Raw genomic sequence first — 15,837 nt, 5'->3', positions numbered from 1 at the left:
AACCGCTGCCGCTTCACGCGTCGAGTGAACACAGCACGCTTTGCAGCTTGCTTCGGGTGGGATCCGTACACGCCTGCATGGGCTCGCGCAGCTCGTCTGCAATCAGGCTTTGCAGCTGCAACGCCGCCTTGACCACAGCCGGGTTGGGCTCGGCAAAGGCCACCTTGATCCAGGGCAGCAACTGGTAGAACGTGCCACGCGCGGCGGCCCAATCACCGCTGTCGACCTGCTGCACCATGCGTACGTACAGGTCGGCGCGCACATGTGCGGAGGCCGAAATGGCCCCTGCCCCACCCAGGCACAGGTTATTGAAGATTTGCAGGTCTTCACCGGCCAGCACCTGGGCGTGGCCGTCTTCGATCAGGGCCATGGTCGTCTCGCTGTCACCGCCACAGTCTTTCACTGCCGCAATGCGTGGATGGCGCACGATACGGCGCAGGGTTTCGCGTTCGATGCGTACGCCGGTGCGGTAGGGAATGTCGTAGACGATCACTGGCACGCTGGCGGCATCGGCCACGGTGGCGAAGAAGGCTTCGATGCCAGCCTGCGAAGGGCGAATGTAGCAAGGTGCGGGAACCAGCAGCCCGCCAATGTCACGCTGCTGGATTTCAGCCTGGAAGGCCAGCAACTCACGCAGGTTGTAACCTGACAGGCCCATCACCACCCTGCCAGGCTCCACCCAGGCCAGCATGGCATCGAGCACCGCCAGTTGCTCGGCCTTGGACAGCGCCGCCGCCTCACCCGTGGTCCCACACACCACAAAACCGGTCACACCGTCTTCGAGCAACTTCTTCACCAGCTTTTCCAGGCCTGGGAAGTCAATTTCATTAGCGCGCATTGGCGTGACGAGGGCGATCCAGATACCACGGAAATTCGACATGCAAAAACTCCTGATGTTGACCGAAAGTCAGCGTCAGCAGGGCGAAGAGTGGAAGTGGTGGCAGGGATACCTGGCGCCTTCTGTCTCGTCAGCCCACCTGACGAGACAGCGCGCCTCGGTCAGATGAGCGGCTGTTTCTTGGATTTCTTGGCAACGGCAACGCACGCGTCTGCCTGAGCGATGAAGCCCGAAGCGGAAATGGCGTGGTTGGATGTGGACATGCTGGCAAGCCCGTTGCGTAGATATGGCTGGATAATGGCGGGAAAAGTCGCCACAGGCAAGCCCGCAGTCGCACGCTTCAGATCAGGCCTTGCTTCACCGCTATAGCAATGCAGTGGGTTTCAGGCGCCGACCACACGGACCTGCTTCAGCGGCGCCTACCTACAGGCGAATGCTTTGATGTGCTGTATGGTTACCGGTTAAGCAAAAACCGTTTTTTCGGAGACAAGCATGCTGCGTATCTTTGAACGTAGGCTCGACCCCTTCCCACCCGACGAGGTACCACCGCCGCCCGTTGGCCTGTTGCGCTTCATGTGGGCTTGTACCCGCGGCGCCCGTGGCTACATCCTGGCGCTGGCGCTGCTCAGTGCCGGGGTGTCGATATACGAAGCCTGGCTATTCGCGTTCCTGGGCCAGGTGGTCGACCTGCTCGCGTCCTGGCAGGCAGGCGGTACTGTTGGCCCCGAGGAAAGCCGTGTGCTGTGGGGGATCGGCATCGTCCTAGTGGTCAGCATCGGGCTGGTGGCGCTGCGCACCATGGTTCAGCACCAGGTGCTGGCGATCAACCTGCCGCTGCGGCTGCGTTGGGATTTTCACCGCCTGATGTTGCGCCAGAGCTTGTCGTTCTTTTCTGACGAGTTTTCTGGCCGGGTCACAACCAAGGTGATGCAGACGGCACTGGCAGTGCGCGATGTGCTGTTCACCCTTATCGAAATCCTGCCCGGGATTGGCGTGTATTTCATCGCGATCATTGCCCTGGCCGGCGGCTTTGCCCTGAAACTGATGCTGCCCTTCATTGCCTGGGTCGTGCTGTTCGGTTTGGCCATGCTGTATTTCGTACCCCGGTTGGGCAAGGTCGGCCAGGAGCAGGCCAATGCCCGGTCGTCGATGACCGGGCGGGTTTCTGACGCTTACACCAACATCACCACGGTAAAACTGTTTTCGCACTCCAACCGCGAAGCGCACTTTGCGCGCGCAGCCATGGAAGACTTCAAGCAGACCGGTTTTCGCCAGATGCGCCTGGTGAGCCAGTTCGAAATCGTCAACCAGGCGCTGGTGGTGGGCTTGATCTTTGGTGCCGGTGGCTATGCACTGTGGCTGTGGCACCAGGGACAGGTCGGCACCGGGGCCGTGGCGGCGATTACCGCCATGGCCTTGCGCGTCAACGGTATGTCGCACTGGATCATGTGGGAAATTACCTCGCTGTTCGAAAACATCGGCACCGTGCAGGACGGTATGGCCACCCTCACCCGCGGCCCCAAGGTGCAGGATGTGCCGGGTGCTGCAGAGCTGGTCACCACGGGTGGCGCGGTGAGCTTCGACAAGGTCAGTTTCAACTACAACGGTGAGCGCCAGGTGCTCAATGAGCTGACGCTGCACATTCGTCCGGGCGAAAAAGTCGGCCTGGTCGGCCGCTCCGGCGCCGGCAAGTCCACCTTGATCAACCTGTTGCTGCGCTTCTACGACGTGGACAAAGGGGAAATACGCATCGACGGGCAGAACGTCGCCAAGGTCACGCAAGACAGCCTGCGCAGCGCCATCGGCATGGTCACGCAGGACACCTCGCTGTTGCACCGTTCGATTCGCGACAACATTGCCTATGGCCGCCCCGATGCCACCGAAGCACAGATCCGCGCCGCTGCGGCCAGTGCCCAGGCCGATGGTTTCATCAGCCAGCTCAGCGACCGCCAGGGCAACAGCGGTTACGACACCCTGGTGGGTGAACGCGGCATCAAGCTGTCTGGCGGCCAGCGCCAGCGCATTGCAATTGCCCGGGTGATGCTGAAGAACGCACCGATCCTGCTGCTGGACGAAGCCACCAGCGCGCTGGACTCGGAGGTGGAGGTGGCCATTCAGGAGAGCCTGGATGAGATGATGCAGGGCAAGACCGTTATCGCCATCGCCCACCGGTTGTCGACGATCGCAGCCATGGACCGGCTGATCGTGATGGATGAAGGGCGCATCATCGAGCAAGGCACCCATGCCGAACTGTTGGCTAAAAAGGGTACCTATGCACGGTTGTGGCAGCACCAGAGTGGCGGATTCCTGGGTGAGGATCAGGGCGTGGCCGAGGCTGTGGAGTAAGTAAAGGCCGGGGGCAGCCAGCGCATACCCAGGTTTCGAAAGCTTGCCCAGTCAATGAACTGCGCCCCTGACGATGCTCATGGTCGCCGCCCATCCGATAGCACCGCCTGCACCACACTGGCTGGCTGTTGCAATAGGCCTCGGGGCAAGCGGAAGCCTTTGAATGGTTGCTGGGTAATGGGATTGAAGGCTTTTTCAGCGTTAAGCCGATAGCGCATCACGCCATCTCCGGTCCTGAAGCTCAGATCCACGCTGGTCGCAGTCCGGCCATTGAGCGCGCCGCGGCTGAGCAAGCGGAACATCGACCAAGGGCCACGGTATTCCAGGCTGCTGCTGTTGCCATTTTGCCTTAGCAAGGTGAGATTGCTACGGACCTGCTGCCCCAGGGTATTGGGCCAGACAATACCCGTGATATGGCTTGGCCCATGGGTGTAGGCAATCAACTGGCCATCCAGGTCCAGCAGGCTGGTACGCTGGTTCGCACTGAGCCCCAAGGGCTCGATGCTGAACTGCACACTCAGCTTGCCACGCTGATCGAAGAAGGTTTCGCGAATGCGATCCGCCAGCTCGAGCTGCTCGATTACGTCGGCACGAATCAGGGATTGCCCGTGCTGAGTGGACTGCAAGGCCTCAAGGTTGTCCTTCAGGAAAACCTTGAGATACCGATCATTAAACTGCTGCAGGCGGCCTTTCGGCCCGAAGAACGCTTCGAAGTCATCCAAAGAAGCATCGGGTGCCTTCACCATAAAGGGGTAGCGGCCTGCCAGACGTTGCTGGAAGAAACTGTACACTTCAGCATCCCAACGTCGCTCCAGTTCGCGCAGTGCTTCAACGTTCAGCACCTGGGCAGTCTGGTCGGCGAGCTTTCTGACCTGGTGGCTGATGGGCTCCGGTAAACCTGTGGCAACACGTTGCAGGGTGCCGATCGGGTCCTGCCCTGTCATCGCAAAGCGCTGATGCACGGCTTGCAACGCGGCCTTGCCGCGGTCCGGGCTGTCCTGTATGGCCTTGGCGTAGTCCAGCACGGCCGCAACAGCGCCCAGGGTTTCATCGTAGTAGCTCGGTTTTTCTCCTGTCGCCTGCAGCATGGCGCCCAAGCCTGCAAACGCCCGCTGGATGGCCAACGCTTGCTGTTGCTCAGGCTTTCCGGTTGCTGCCCACAACGTACTCAGCTCACCCGGTGCTTCAACACCTGCTGGAGGTGCAAGCGAGGTATTATCCCTGACCGTGTCCAGCAGCCGCTGCAAAGGTGCTGTGGGGCCGGTCAACTGCTCCAGGATCGCGACACCATGGTCCAGATCACGGAAGTCAGCCACCGTAAAAGCGTTCAGGGCGCGCCGCCAGCTGTCAATATAATCGGCGCTGTAGAGGTTATAAAGCCGCTCGGTCAGCGCATCGCGGTCAACGTCCGAATAGTCGAGTTGACTGCGCTCCCCCAATGCCCATTGATCAACCATCGCCATTTCAGCGAACTGCTGGCTGCGCGGCGCGAAGTATTCCCTGAAACCTTTGGCGGTGAGCATGGCGGCCAGCCTTACATCCTCATCCCCTTGCCTGTCCCCGGAAGACGGCTGGTACACCACATCAAACGCAGGCCCTACCTGGTGGCGCAGGTCCAGCCCGGCGTGCAACTGCTGGTACGATTGTTGTTTCAGCCCTGCATAGACCCGCTGCGGCAACGGCAATTTGCGCAACGTCTGCTGCACTTCGCTGATCCGCTGGCGGTACTGCGGCAAATCGGTATCGGCATAGGCCAAGGCGTATTTCAGGTGCTGCATGAGGTCACGCTGCAACTGCCCCTGGCCAGGAAAGGCGCGTTGCCACTGACGGGCCATCCAGTCCTCGACCCATTCGGGCCGGCGGCTGTTACGGTCCTCGATCATCCGGTAAACCCTGAGCGCGGCCATTTGTTGCTCGCTGCCAGGTGGTGCTGCGTTCATGGCATCGATCACACCACTGGCCAAGGCCGGCAAAAAACGTTTCGACAACAAGCTGAGGTACGCCTCATCAACCAAGGGACCAATGTTGCGCCCTTGATACAAACCCAAATCGGCAACCACCGGCCAGGCTGCACGATAGTCGCCAAACACCGCCACCGCGTCGCGAATCTGGTCCAGCGGCTCCAGCAGGTTGCGCCCGGTCGGATCAAGACGCATATCGACTTCGTGACCGCTGTACTCCTGGCTTTTGGCGAGCACACTGGCAGCCTTGGCGCCATTGATATCGGCGTAACGCTGCCAACTGGCAATGGCGATACTGAACGCCAGGATGCCTACACCAGAGCCCACCCACAGCAAGTGGCGCTTGCTGCGCGCAACCCGAACATTGTCACCCGCCAGCCCGGCTTCCTGGTAGATAACCCGCCTGAATGCTTGCTGGATGAAATAGACCAACGCCTTCCCCTGCGCTTTACCTTCACGCAGGGGAAGCTTCGTCGTGTAGGGCTGAGCCGCTTCACGGACAAAGGCATTGCGCATGTCGCCTTGCTGTACCACTGACGACCAGTACACACCACGTACCAAGGGGGTCGTGGTGAACCGGTCACTCGCCAAGGTTTCGCGTAGGAATGCCTGCAGTATGGGGCGCAACCCGATCAATTGTGCATACAGTGAGAACAGGCGCCCGCACGGTGCTGTCTTGCCCAGTACATCCAGCCGGTCGATGACCTGCTCATGCAATTGGGTGAGAAGTCGCCCGTAGTGCTCGTCATACTCATCCAGCCAGGCGTCAAACGCGTCAACCGCATCCAGCTTGAAGGTGAACCCCAACAGACTTTCACGCTTGGCGGCCGAAAGCTTGCTGTAGAACTGGTCGAAGCCGTCCAGCAGATCGAATTTGGTCAGTACCACGTACAGCGGCAGGCGCGCCCCCAACTGACTACTCACTTCGTACAGGCGGGTGCGCAACCCATGGGCCAGCGCGACACGCTGCTCGGGCTTGCCATGCAGCAGCGCCGGCAGGTCGACCACCAACAACACACCATTGAGCGCCCGCTGGCTTCGCTTTCGCTGCAGCCAGCCCAACAGGTGCTCCCACAACCGGGCCTGGATGCCGGGCGGCGCGGAGGCGTCAGAGGGATCGTTGGCCGCCAAGCCCGCCAGTGGTTCTTGACTGATGAAAACACCGGGCGGGTCGATAATCACGGCATCGTCGCTGACCCACCAGCCTACCGGGTAGGCCAGTGCTTCAGCCTGTCGGCCCCGCGCCTGGGCCTGGTCGATACGCGTCAGGGTAAAGCGCTGATCGGTGCGGTCGATGAAGCTGCTTTTACCGGACTGTTCGTCGCCCAACACCAGATACCAAGGCAGCCGGTACAACGCGCGTCGCCCACCGGCATTGTCGAGGTACCGCTCAAGCCCCTGGCTCAAGGCCCGCTCTTGCGCCTGCACGAACGGTAGCGCTACATCCTGTTCGGCGGCCAGTGCCTGGCGGCGCTCCGCTTGCAGGCGGCGAAAGCGCGTGCGCAGTACCCCAAGCCAGCACAGAAGCGGCACCAGCACGAGTAACAGGCTTGCCACGCTGCGATGAGCCACACTTGCCAGCGGCTGCTGATCACGCCACGTCCATTGCGGGCCAAGCCACCAGATGGCGACCAGCATCAGCAAAGCGCCAAGCCCGAGCAGCAGCGGCAGCGCCAGGCCAATGCGCGTTACCCACGGCCAGCCCCAACGTTTGAGTTGCGTCCATACTTGATTCATCGAGGTTCCTGATCCTTGTCTTGAACTGCCAGCACTGGGGAAGCGGCGTACTGCTGAAGCCGCTGAAATACCTCGGGTTCCCACGCACTGGCGGAGGTTTGCTGCATGGTTCGGGCAACGTTCGCGCACAGGTCCTGGGCCAGCCAGGACACACCCCGCGCGGCCAGCAGATCGGCTGCAATCACGGTGGTGTGGCAGCGCTCACGGGGAGCACGAAAGCCCGCTTGCAGCCCTTGCAGCCGAAGGAGCAGCGGTTCTACGCCACCGGTTTCCAGCTGGCTTACCAACTCCTCGCGCAGGCCGCTGAACTCCTGGGGGGTTGCACCTTGGCCGGACGGCCCTTGGGTGCCCTTGAGCCAGGCCAGGCATTGGTCGTCGACAAATACCATGCCGTCGCTGAAGCACAGCTGCTGCAGCGCCGGCATGCGCTGCACAAACCGGGCGGTGGCACCACGGATGGCTTCGGCCACTTCGCACATCGCCAGCTGTGTGGCGACGGTCGCAGCCAGAAAGCTGCCACGAATCCAGAAGGGGCAAGCCGTCAGGCTCTTTTCAACGCGCTGCAGCAAGGCGGGGTCAACCACCTGACTGGCTATGGCCTCTTCATAGACCCGCGTGATATCCAGCGGAACCGCCATCAATTCCGTACGGTTGCCCTGCCTGACTTGGGGAGCAATCTGAATGTGCGCCCACAAACCGAAACGCCGTAACTGGTAGCCGGTAGCGTCGTAAGGGTCCTGCTGGTTGATGAGCTCGGCCATGGACAGCACGGCCCGGCGTGTCTCACGCTCATTGCCCATCGACATGCGTGACACAGGTGTGGCGATGACATCGGCCAACGGTGCAGGCTTCTCGGTTGCAGCCGGCGTTTTGGGCACAGCAGCCTCGCCAACACCGTTGGCAAGCTCCGAGTGTTTGCGCAGCAGGCGCTCAAGTTCGCCGAGTGCTGCCGTGTCCAGCTGCCCCGTTTCCTGTTGTTGCAGGCGTTTCAAGGCAGCCTGCGCTGCCGCTGCGTGGGTCGGGGTGTAGGTAAAACGATCAAGACGCGGGAGTGCCTCGGCCAAGCGATCGATCACCAGGGCAACCAGCTTGCGCTTGCCAAGGAAGCCTTTCGGTCCCGGCTTGGGATGAGCGGCCTCCCAGTAGCACTCGAGCATGCCGGCCAGCAACGCCAAGGTGCATCCCCACCGCTGCCAGCAGCCGCTACGCAACCATGCGGCACTCAGGTGCGCAACGATTCGCAGGTGCTTGCATTGCTCGCTAAGGTACTGACGGGACGCCTCATCGATAAAGCCCCAGTCGATCGAGGCGTCCTGCAGCCCACCCAGCTTGACCATCTCCTGATCAATGGCCTGATAGGTTTCGTCCTCGACATCGAACAGGCCGGCCGGAACTGCCGGATCAATCGGCGCGAGCAACCGAGTGACCTCTTCCGCGGATATCTGCGCTACCACCGACATGTGCTTCGCGCCCGGCTGATCAAGGGGTCAAGGCCTTGAGCATCGAAGATCAGCCCGTCGACCTCACCGTGATCACTCACAACCTCGATACGCTGGGCACCGATCAGCTTCCTGATCTGCTCGATGGCGGGCAGGCCCCGCCCGGCATCGAGCACTTGGCCGTTCTCCATCACTTGCCAGGGCGTCTCACGGGTAGACCAGCCCTCCCCGCTCAAGCGTACCTTGACCCAGCTTGCTTCGATCGGACGCCTGGCAATCAGCTGTAGCCGGGAGATGGCCTGGATGCAACTGATTGCCATGTAGGCACGTTCGTCACCCGATGCGATGGCGGGCGCCGAAATCACAAGCGCTGGTGCGCCTGCCCCGTCCTGGGTCGGGCTCCCGATGCGAAACGTCAGGTCATCCGGTGCCCGTTCAGCTTCATTTGCCATCACGCGCAACACAGTGGGGGCCTGCTGCTCCGGTGCAGACCATTGCCGCGTTGGCGTGTACGCCGGGGTGCCAGCAGCCTGATCGAAACAGGCCAGTCGCTCGATGTTGGACACAATCCGGGGACAGTCCCGCGTGGAGCCTGCCAGCACCGGCTGAAGACAAAACAGCAACGAGAGACCGGCGCCATATGCACAGCGGTTAATCATCCTGAATTTACTCTCTGAATAGTACAAATGGCCTATATGGCACAAAGAACTTTCCTACAACCAAGTAGCAATACCCATGCGCCCACGCAACCGATTCAAACAAATCCAGCAGAAGCCTATTACACAGTACCGAATGCACACAAACAAATATTTAATTACATCTTAACGCTCGACCAAAGAGCAGCATTCCGCGCATGGTTTTTATAGAGAACGGGCAAATAACCCAACCAATTAAACATTTGTAGGAATCTTCCCACAAGATCGGGACAACAATAAACACAACTAGCACCTGAACATCCTACAACCCAACAGGGAGTTGCGTACCGATGTCTAAAAATACGGGATCCGTTGCGCCGAAAGAACGCGTCAATATCAGGTATGTGCCCGCTACTAGCGATGAGCAGGCTGAGGTGGAACTGCCGCACAAGATGCTGGTGCTGGGCGACTTCGGCCTGGATGACAGCCGTGCGCTTGAGGACCGCCAGGTCATGCGCATCGATAAACATACATTCAACAGCGTGTTGAACGACGCAAACGTGAGCCTGGACGTGGCGGTACCGTCCAGGCTCAGCACCGCCCCGGATACCGAGCTTGCGGTGCACCTGCAGTTCAGGTCCATCAACGATTTCGGGCCGGACCGGATAGCGCGCCAGGTGCCCGAGCTGAACAAGCTGCTGGAGCTGCGCGAAGCACTGGTCGCCCTGAAAGGCCCGCTGGGCAATGTTCCGGCCTTCCGCAAGCAATTGCAGCACCTGCTTAACAACGAGCAGGCGCGTAAACAGCTCGCCCAAGAACTGGACCTGGTGCTCGAGGCGCCAGAAAAAGATTGAGACCACGGAGCGTCCCCATGCCCAAGCCAAGCAGCACCGCCATCACCACAGAAGCAACCGCCGACACGTTGAGCAATGCCTCCTTGCTCGACCAGATCATGGCAGAAACCAAACTGGTACCTGCCCAGGAGGGCTACCAGATTGCCAGGCAGGGCGTATCTGCCTTCATCGCCGAAATCCTCAAGAGCAATGACCCGGATCAACTGATCAACAAGCACCGGGCCGACCAGATGATTGCCGAAATCGACCGAATTCTAGGCAAACAGATGGATGCCATTCTGCATCAACCGGAGTTCCAGCAGCTTGAATCATCATGGCGCAGTCTGAAACTTCTGGTCGACCGCACGGACTTCAGGGAGAACATCAAGCTCGAAATCCTGCACGCTACTAAAGAGGACTTGTTCGACGACTTCGAAAATGCTGCGGACATTACCTGTAGCGGTATCTACAAACATGTTTACACCGCAGGTTATGGCCAATTCGGGGGAGAGCCGGTTGCAGCCATGGTTGGTAACTACAATTTCGGCCCGTCTTCCCCTGACATCAAGTTGCTAAGTTACATGGCCTCCGTTGGTGCCATGTCTCATGCCCCTTTTCTTGCTGCACCTGCCCCCGAATTTTTCAATTTGAACAGCTTCGAGGAGCTGCCTAACCTCAAGGAAATAAAAGACCTCTTCGCCGGCCCACGGCATGCCAAGTGGCGCGCCTTTCGTGAAAGCGAAGACGCCCGCCACGTCGCCCTGACCGGGCCGCGCTTCATGCTTCGCTCCGCTTACCACCCGCAGGAACAACCGATCGAGAGCTTCAATTACAACGAAGACATCTCCGGGCAGCACGACAACTACCTGTGGGGCAATTCTGCTTTTCTGTTAGCCAGCTGCATCAACGACAGCTTCGCCCGCTACCGCTGGTGCCCGAACATCATCGGCCCACAATCGGGCGGTGCCGTCGAAGACTTGCCGGTTCACCTGTACGAATCCCTGGGTCAGTTGCAGACCAAGATTCCTACCGAAGTGCTGATATCCGACCGCAAGGAATTCGAACTGGCCGAAGAGGGTTTCATCGCCCTGACCATGCGCAAAGACAGCGACAACGCCGCGTTCTTCTCGGCCAACTCGGTACAAAAGCCCAAGCATTTCCCGAAAACCCCTGAGGGGCTCCAGGCACAGACCAATTACAAACTGGGTACCCAGTTGCCCTATCTGTTCATCGTCAACCGGCTGGCCCACTACATCAAGGTGCTGCAGCGCGAGCAGATCGGCAGTTGGAAAGAGCGCCGTGACCTTGAGTCCGAGCTGAAGAAATGGATCAAGCAGTATGTCGCCGACCAGGAGAACCCGTCTGCCGACGTTCGCAGCCGCCGACCGCTGCGTGCCGCCCGTATTGAGGTCTCGGATGTTGCGGGTGACCCGGGCTGGTACCAGGTTTCGCTCGCCGTACGTCCGCACTTCAAGTACATGGGCGCGAACTTCGAGATCTCCCTGGTCGGGCGGCTCGATACGCAATGAGTGGTCTTTTTGATCGCCTGATGCTGGACCAGTGCACCCGCCGGGAGGCCTCCCAACGCGAGAACGCTTCCCACAAGTTCGCCGCCATCCAGCGACACCTCGAAACGCTGCTGAATGCCCGCCAGGGGTGCTCCCAGAGCAGCCCCGAGCTGGGCCTGCGCGACTTCAACGGGCATGACGTGAGCAACGGTGACTTGCTTGTGCAGGTGAGCGCGGATATTCGCCGCACCCTCCAGCGCTTCGAGCCACGCATACAGGTACGCACGCTCAACGCAGTGCCCGATACCCGTGCCCCGCTGGAGCTGCATTTCAGGCTGGATTGCCTGGTACAGGTCAACAACCACGCAGAGCAGCTGCAACTCGAGCTGCTGGTCGACGGACACAACCGCTACACACGCGTGAGGTGACCGATGTCACTGAGAGACAATTTCAGCGAAGAACTGCGTTACCTGCGCGAACTGGGGAACGACTTTGCCAAGGACAACCCACAACTCGCGCGGTTGCTTGGCAAAGGTGCCAGCGACCCCGATGTCGAACGCCTGATGGAAGCCTTTGCGTTCCTGACCGCCAAGCTACGGCTGAAGCTGGAAGACGACTTGCCAGAGCTGACCCATCCCATGCTGCAGTTGCTGTGGCCGAACTACCTGCGGCCGCTGCCCAGCGCGACGATCATCAAGTTCAGCCCGGTGAGGCAATCCCTCAGCCAGTCTCAGCACATCCCGAAGGGGTCGAGGCTGTTCTCGAAACCGGTAGACGGCGTGGCCTGCGAGTTCCGCACCTGTACAGCGGTCAACATTCATCCGTTCGAGATCGACACGGTGGCCGCCACCCGGACATCCGACAGTTCTGTGGTCTGCATCGGCCTTCATACACTGGTCGATCGGCCATTGAACAGCCTGGGCTGTACCAGCCTCGACTTTTACCTCAGCGGCGATATCCGTACCGTCTGCACGCTTTACCTGTGGGTTTCTCAATACCTCAAGCATGTCAGCGTGACCATCAATGGCCAGGTTCGTCGGCTGCCGGCAAACAGCATCGCATTCCCAGGATTCAGCCCCAACGACGCCTTGCTGCCTTACCCACAGAACGTCTTTGATGGCTATCGCATCCTGCAGGAATACTTCGCGTTCCCTCAACGCTTCCACTTTTTCAGCGTTACCGGCCTGGAAAAAATCTGGCCAGCTCATGATAGCCAGCAGGTAATCCTCGAATTTCACTTCACGCGCCAGCTACCCGACTCGCTACGTGTCGGCAAAGCAGATTTCAACCTGTTCTGCGCACCTGCGGTCAACCTGTTCCAGCACAGCGCCGAGCCCATCGACCTGTCCGGCAAGGACGCCATGGTTCCACTGACGCCCAAGGGCACAACGCCGCACGGCTACGAAATCTTCAGTGTCGACCAGGTGGTCAGCACCCGAACGACGACTGACGGGAACACGGGTGAGCACCTTCGGACCTTCCGTCCCTTCGAGTCATTCGCCCATGAAATCGAACACGTCCAAGGGCGCACGGCGCTGTATTACCGCTGCCAGCTGGAAGAGTGCCTGCACGGCAATGGCGTCATGCATCGAATCGCCTTCGTCCGCGCCGACGCCAACAGCTACATAGGCGAACTGGAAACCGCCTCCATCGACCTGACCTGCACCAATCGGGACCTACCACTGGCGCTGGGCATCGATGACATCAACGTCCTGACCGAGCTTACGCCGCCACTGGCCACCTACACCAATCTCTGTACACCCACCCGCCCCTGTCGCCCAGTGCTGGACGGCCAGTTGCAGTGGGCATTGATCTCCAACATGTCGCTTAACTACCTGTCCATGCTCTCGGTAGAGCCGCTGAAAGCGGTGATCCGTGCCTACGACTTCATGGCCCTGCACGACATCCAGCAGGCCCGCACCACCCGTAAACGCCTGGAAGGCATGCGCGACATTCACACGCAGCCCATGGATTGGCTGATCAAGGGGCAACCCATTCGCGGCCTGCACACCCAGCTGAAACTGGACCAGACCGCCTTCCTCTGCGAAGGCGACTTGTACCTGTTCAGCTGTGTGCTCGCCCACTTCTTCGCCCTGTACGCCAGCATCAATTCCTTCCACCAGCTGGAAGTGATCAACACCACCAATAACGAGCACTACACATGGCCCATACAGACCGGCAAGCAACCGCTGATCTAGCCGACAAGCTGCTCTGCAAAGCGCACCAGTACAACTTCTTCCAGTTGCTGGAGCGGTTGCACGGGCTGCATGGCGATGACCTGGAACCGCGTTGGCCGGACAAGGCCACCCGGTTGCGCGTGCGCCTGGCCTGCGACCCACGGCTGACCTTCCCCGTATCGGACGTGTACAAAGCCCAGCGAATGTCCGTTGAGGACGAGCGCTACCGCATCGTTGCCACGTTCCTGGGGTTGCACGGCACCGATTCGCCATTGCCCACCTATTACCTGGAACAGGTGGCGTATGAACATGCGCATGGCATCGGTGTACGGCCGGCCTTCTTCGACTTTTTCAACCACTACCTACTCAGCCTGTTACACCGTATCTGGCGCAAGTACCGCTATTACATCCGCTTCCAGCCAGGTGCCAGTGACGGGTTCTCGCAGTACATGTTTGCCCTGCTGGGGCTTAACGACAAGCAGTTGCGAGGGGACACGGCGCTGCCTTGGAGCCGCCTGCTCAGTTTTGCCGGCGTGATCGCCAGCCGCAGCCGTGCGCCGGGTACTGTGGCCGGCATCATTGCGCACTGCTTCGACCTCAAGCAAGTGCACATCCGCGAGTTCGAAACGCGATCAGTCGTCACGACGTCCAGGCAGCTTGCAAGCCTGGGGCGGACCAACGGCCAGCTGGGCAGCACGTTCATGATTGGCAGCCGCACGCGCACCCGCAGCAGCAAGTTCACCATCGTGATCAGCGAACTCGACCAGACGCAGCTGCGGGACTTGCTGCCCAGCGGCATCAACTTCGGCCGTTTGCGTGCACTGATCGACTTTCTGCTGCGTGACGGGCTGGCCTACGACCTGGAACTGCGCCTTAAGCAAAGCGCGTTGTCACCCTTCTGCTTGCACCGCAGCCAGGCCGCCTACCTGGGCTGGACCAGCTTCGTCGACGACCGGCATGGCCAGATCAGCCCGGTTGTACGCATCCGGGGGCGCTCATGAGCACAGTCACCCTGAGTATCACCAACCTCGATCAACTGCAGCACGGCGTTACTACTCGTCACCTGTTCGATTGCAAGGGCGGCACCATCGGCAGCGGGCGAGCAAACTGGCAGATCAATGACCGCGATCAGACCGTTGCGCCCATCCACTGCGAAATCCGCTGGATCGAAGGCAGCTTCTGTGTGATCGACCACTGCCACCGCACCTACGTCAATGGGAGTGCCAACAGCCTGGGGCCGCTTTCACCCAGGCGCCTGGTTGAGGGTGACCAGCTTCTCATTGGTGCCTATCGGCTACAGGTTCAGTACACCCAGGATCAGGCCTGCACACGCTCGCTGGAGGACCTGTTCAACCCGGACCCGAGGGTGCTCGACCGCCTGATAGCCGAAGCGCCTGCCCTCGCTTGCCCGGCACAGCCTTCTACCCCCCAACCAGCCGTCGAGATCTGCTCGGTCTTCAAAGCAGCCATGGGGAGTGACCCTCTGGCAGCGCTGGATGCAGCAGACGGTGAAGGGGCACTCCAAGAGAGCCCACTGCAGCGCCTGATTGCCGGAGCATACCCATGAAGCCTCATTCACTTCTGCTCGCCCCCCTGCTGCTTGCGCTGGTCGCGCCCACCGGCTGCACCTCTTTGAGCAGAATGAGCCAGGTGGCCATGGACCACTCGTTGCCCATCGGGCCGCCCAAGGACCACCCGACCGAGGTCGCATTCAGCATCAATGCCAGCCCTACCCTCAACGGTAATCCGAACAGCCTTGACGTCGCAGCCGATCAGGATCGCGCCCTGGCCCCCAGCCCCTACGCTGTGACCCTGAGTGCTGGCGACCCCTATGCATTGACCGAAAAAATCGGGGTTCTGTTCGAATACCTTCAAGCGCAATTCCCGGCCATGTCCCCCGTCGAGCTGGACGAAGGAGACGAGAGCGACCCGGCTCGCTCGCCCCTGGAAGAAAGCGGCCCCGGCAGCTACGACGACCCTCAGGTGGCGTTGACCCTGCCGCGCACCACAAGCGTTGCCTCAGCGCTGGTCGCCACGCCCATTGCCATCACGATCCTGCAACTGCGCGACGACTCACTGCTGCGCAACACCGTGTACCAGCTACTGGAGCAGGACCCGGCCAAGGCGCTGCGCAGTACCTATATCCGTAGTGACGACTACCTGCTGCGCCCTGGCCAGTTCAAGTACATCCCGTTCGAACCCATCCACGCCGAAACCCGCTTCGTCGCGGTGATTGCCGACTACCGAGGCCATGAAAACGCCAGCTGGCGGCAAGTACTGCGCATTCCACCGCGTGGCCGCCAGATCATGCTGTCGGTGTTGGTCAACGACACGCACATCGTGCTCAAGGAAGAAGACTGATG

The 15,837-nt window shown here is 60.4% G+C and carries 12 protein-coding genes; 8 read left to right on the top strand and 4 right to left on the bottom strand.

Annotation, left to right across the window (positions count from 1 at the left end; all coding sequences use genetic code 11):
- Positions 1–13 precede the first annotated feature (13 nt).
- A complete protein-coding gene (dapA, locus tag AC3B5Q_RS11180; protein ID WP_021784957.1) occupies positions 14–880 on the bottom strand; it encodes a 4-hydroxy-tetrahydrodipicolinate synthase in 867 nt (288 codons plus the stop codon).
- Between the two features lie 450 nt (positions 881–1,330).
- On the opposite strand from dapA, the gene AC3B5Q_RS11175 reads away from it, so the two are divergent.
- On the top strand, positions 1,331–3,184 hold the full coding sequence (locus AC3B5Q_RS11175) for an ABC transporter ATP-binding protein (protein ID WP_028697022.1): 1,854 nt from the start codon (positions 1,331–1,333) through the stop codon (positions 3,182–3,184).
- A 77-nt stretch (positions 3,185–3,261) separates the two neighbouring features.
- Here AC3B5Q_RS11175 and tssM read toward each other — a convergent pair whose 3' ends face one another.
- The 3 genes from tssM to vasI are packed head-to-tail and all read right to left on the bottom strand — an operon-like array spanning position 3,262 to position 8,980.
- Entirely contained in the window at positions 3,262–6,882 is a 3,621-nt protein-coding gene (gene tssM / locus AC3B5Q_RS11170) for a type VI secretion system membrane subunit TssM (protein WP_028697023.1), read from the bottom strand.
- On the bottom strand, positions 6,879–8,342 hold the full coding sequence (tssA, locus tag AC3B5Q_RS11165) for a type VI secretion system protein TssA (RefSeq protein ID WP_028697024.1): 1,464 nt from the start codon (positions 8,340–8,342) through the stop codon (positions 6,879–6,881). Before tssA ends, tssM begins: the two co-directional genes overlap by 4 nt.
- The gene (gene vasI / locus AC3B5Q_RS11160; protein WP_172402857.1) at positions 8,330–8,980 is read right to left on the bottom strand and encodes a type VI secretion system-associated protein VasI; all 651 of its coding nucleotides are present in this window, start codon (positions 8,978–8,980) and stop codon (positions 8,330–8,332) included. The genes tssA and vasI overlap by 13 nt, the downstream gene beginning before the upstream one ends.
- A 326-nt stretch (positions 8,981–9,306) precedes the next feature.
- Between vasI and tssB the strand changes: the two genes are divergently transcribed.
- The 7 genes from tssB to tssJ are packed head-to-tail and all read left to right on the top strand — an operon-like array spanning position 9,307 to position 15,835.
- Positions 9,307–9,810 carry a type VI secretion system contractile sheath small subunit gene (gene tssB, locus AC3B5Q_RS11155; protein WP_028697026.1) on the top strand — a complete coding sequence of 168 codons (504 nt, stop codon included), beginning with the start codon at positions 9,307–9,309 and terminating at the stop codon, positions 9,808–9,810.
- 17 nt (positions 9,811–9,827) lie between these two features.
- Positions 9,828–11,318, top strand: a complete 1,491-nt coding sequence (gene tssC / locus AC3B5Q_RS11150; RefSeq protein WP_103469765.1) for a type VI secretion system contractile sheath large subunit — start codon at positions 9,828–9,830, stop codon at positions 11,316–11,318.
- Positions 11,315–11,725, top strand: coding sequence for a type VI secretion system baseplate subunit TssE (gene tssE / locus AC3B5Q_RS11145; RefSeq protein WP_084851648.1), 411 nt, complete (start codon positions 11,315–11,317; stop codon positions 11,723–11,725). The genes tssC and tssE overlap by 4 nt, the downstream gene beginning before the upstream one ends.
- 3 nt (positions 11,726–11,728) lie before the next feature.
- Positions 11,729–13,495, top strand: coding sequence for a type VI secretion system baseplate subunit TssF (tssF, locus tag AC3B5Q_RS11140; RefSeq protein ID WP_319298980.1), 1,767 nt, complete (start codon positions 11,729–11,731; stop codon positions 13,493–13,495).
- Complete coding sequence (gene tssG, locus AC3B5Q_RS11135; RefSeq protein ID WP_028697030.1) at positions 13,459–14,475, top strand: type VI secretion system baseplate subunit TssG; 1,017 nt, start codon at positions 13,459–13,461, stop codon at positions 14,473–14,475. Before tssF ends, tssG begins: the two co-directional genes overlap by 37 nt.
- Positions 14,472–15,041, top strand: a complete 570-nt coding sequence (locus AC3B5Q_RS11130) for an FHA domain-containing protein (protein ID WP_028697031.1) — start codon at positions 14,472–14,474, stop codon at positions 15,039–15,041. Before tssG ends, AC3B5Q_RS11130 begins: the two co-directional genes overlap by 4 nt.
- Positions 15,038–15,835, top strand: coding sequence for a type VI secretion system lipoprotein TssJ (tssJ, locus tag AC3B5Q_RS11125; protein WP_319298982.1), 798 nt, complete (start codon positions 15,038–15,040; stop codon positions 15,833–15,835). The genes AC3B5Q_RS11130 and tssJ overlap by 4 nt, the downstream gene beginning before the upstream one ends.
- Positions 15,836–15,837 lie beyond the last annotated feature (2 nt).

The organism is Pseudomonas sp. D5(2026) (assembly GCF_057766845.1).
This window is presented reverse-complemented; position numbering and strand designations above follow the sequence as displayed.

Bases quoted from the DNA above. Each gene is read 5' to 3' on its own strand.
- tssB (WP_028697026.1), top strand. From the start codon at position 9,307: ATGTCTAAAAATACGGGATCCGTTGCGCCGAAAGAACGCGTCAATATC.
- tssA (WP_028697024.1), bottom strand. From the start codon at position 8,342: ATGTCGGTGGTAGCGCAGATATCCGCGGAAGAGGTCACTCGGTTGCTC.
- tssG (WP_028697030.1), top strand. From the start codon at position 13,459: ATGGCCCATACAGACCGGCAAGCAACCGCTGATCTAGCCGACAAGCTG.
- AC3B5Q_RS11175 (WP_028697022.1), top strand. From the start codon at position 1,331: ATGCTGCGTATCTTTGAACGTAGGCTCGACCCCTTCCCACCCGACGAG.
- AC3B5Q_RS11130 (WP_028697031.1), top strand. From the start codon at position 14,472: ATGAGCACAGTCACCCTGAGTATCACCAACCTCGATCAACTGCAGCAC.
- dapA (WP_021784957.1), bottom strand. From the start codon at position 880: ATGTCGAATTTCCGTGGTATCTGGATCGCCCTCGTCACGCCAATGCGC.
- tssJ (WP_319298982.1), top strand. From the start codon at position 15,038: ATGAAGCCTCATTCACTTCTGCTCGCCCCCCTGCTGCTTGCGCTGGTC.
- vasI (WP_172402857.1), bottom strand. From the start codon at position 8,980: ATGATTAACCGCTGTGCATATGGCGCCGGTCTCTCGTTGCTGTTTTGT.
- tssF (WP_319298980.1), top strand. From the start codon at position 11,729: ATGTCACTGAGAGACAATTTCAGCGAAGAACTGCGTTACCTGCGCGAA.
- tssE (WP_084851648.1), top strand. From the start codon at position 11,315: ATGAGTGGTCTTTTTGATCGCCTGATGCTGGACCAGTGCACCCGCCGG.
- tssM (WP_028697023.1), bottom strand. From the start codon at position 6,882: ATGAATCAAGTATGGACGCAACTCAAACGTTGGGGCTGGCCGTGGGTA.
- tssC (WP_103469765.1), top strand. From the start codon at position 9,828: ATGCCCAAGCCAAGCAGCACCGCCATCACCACAGAAGCAACCGCCGAC.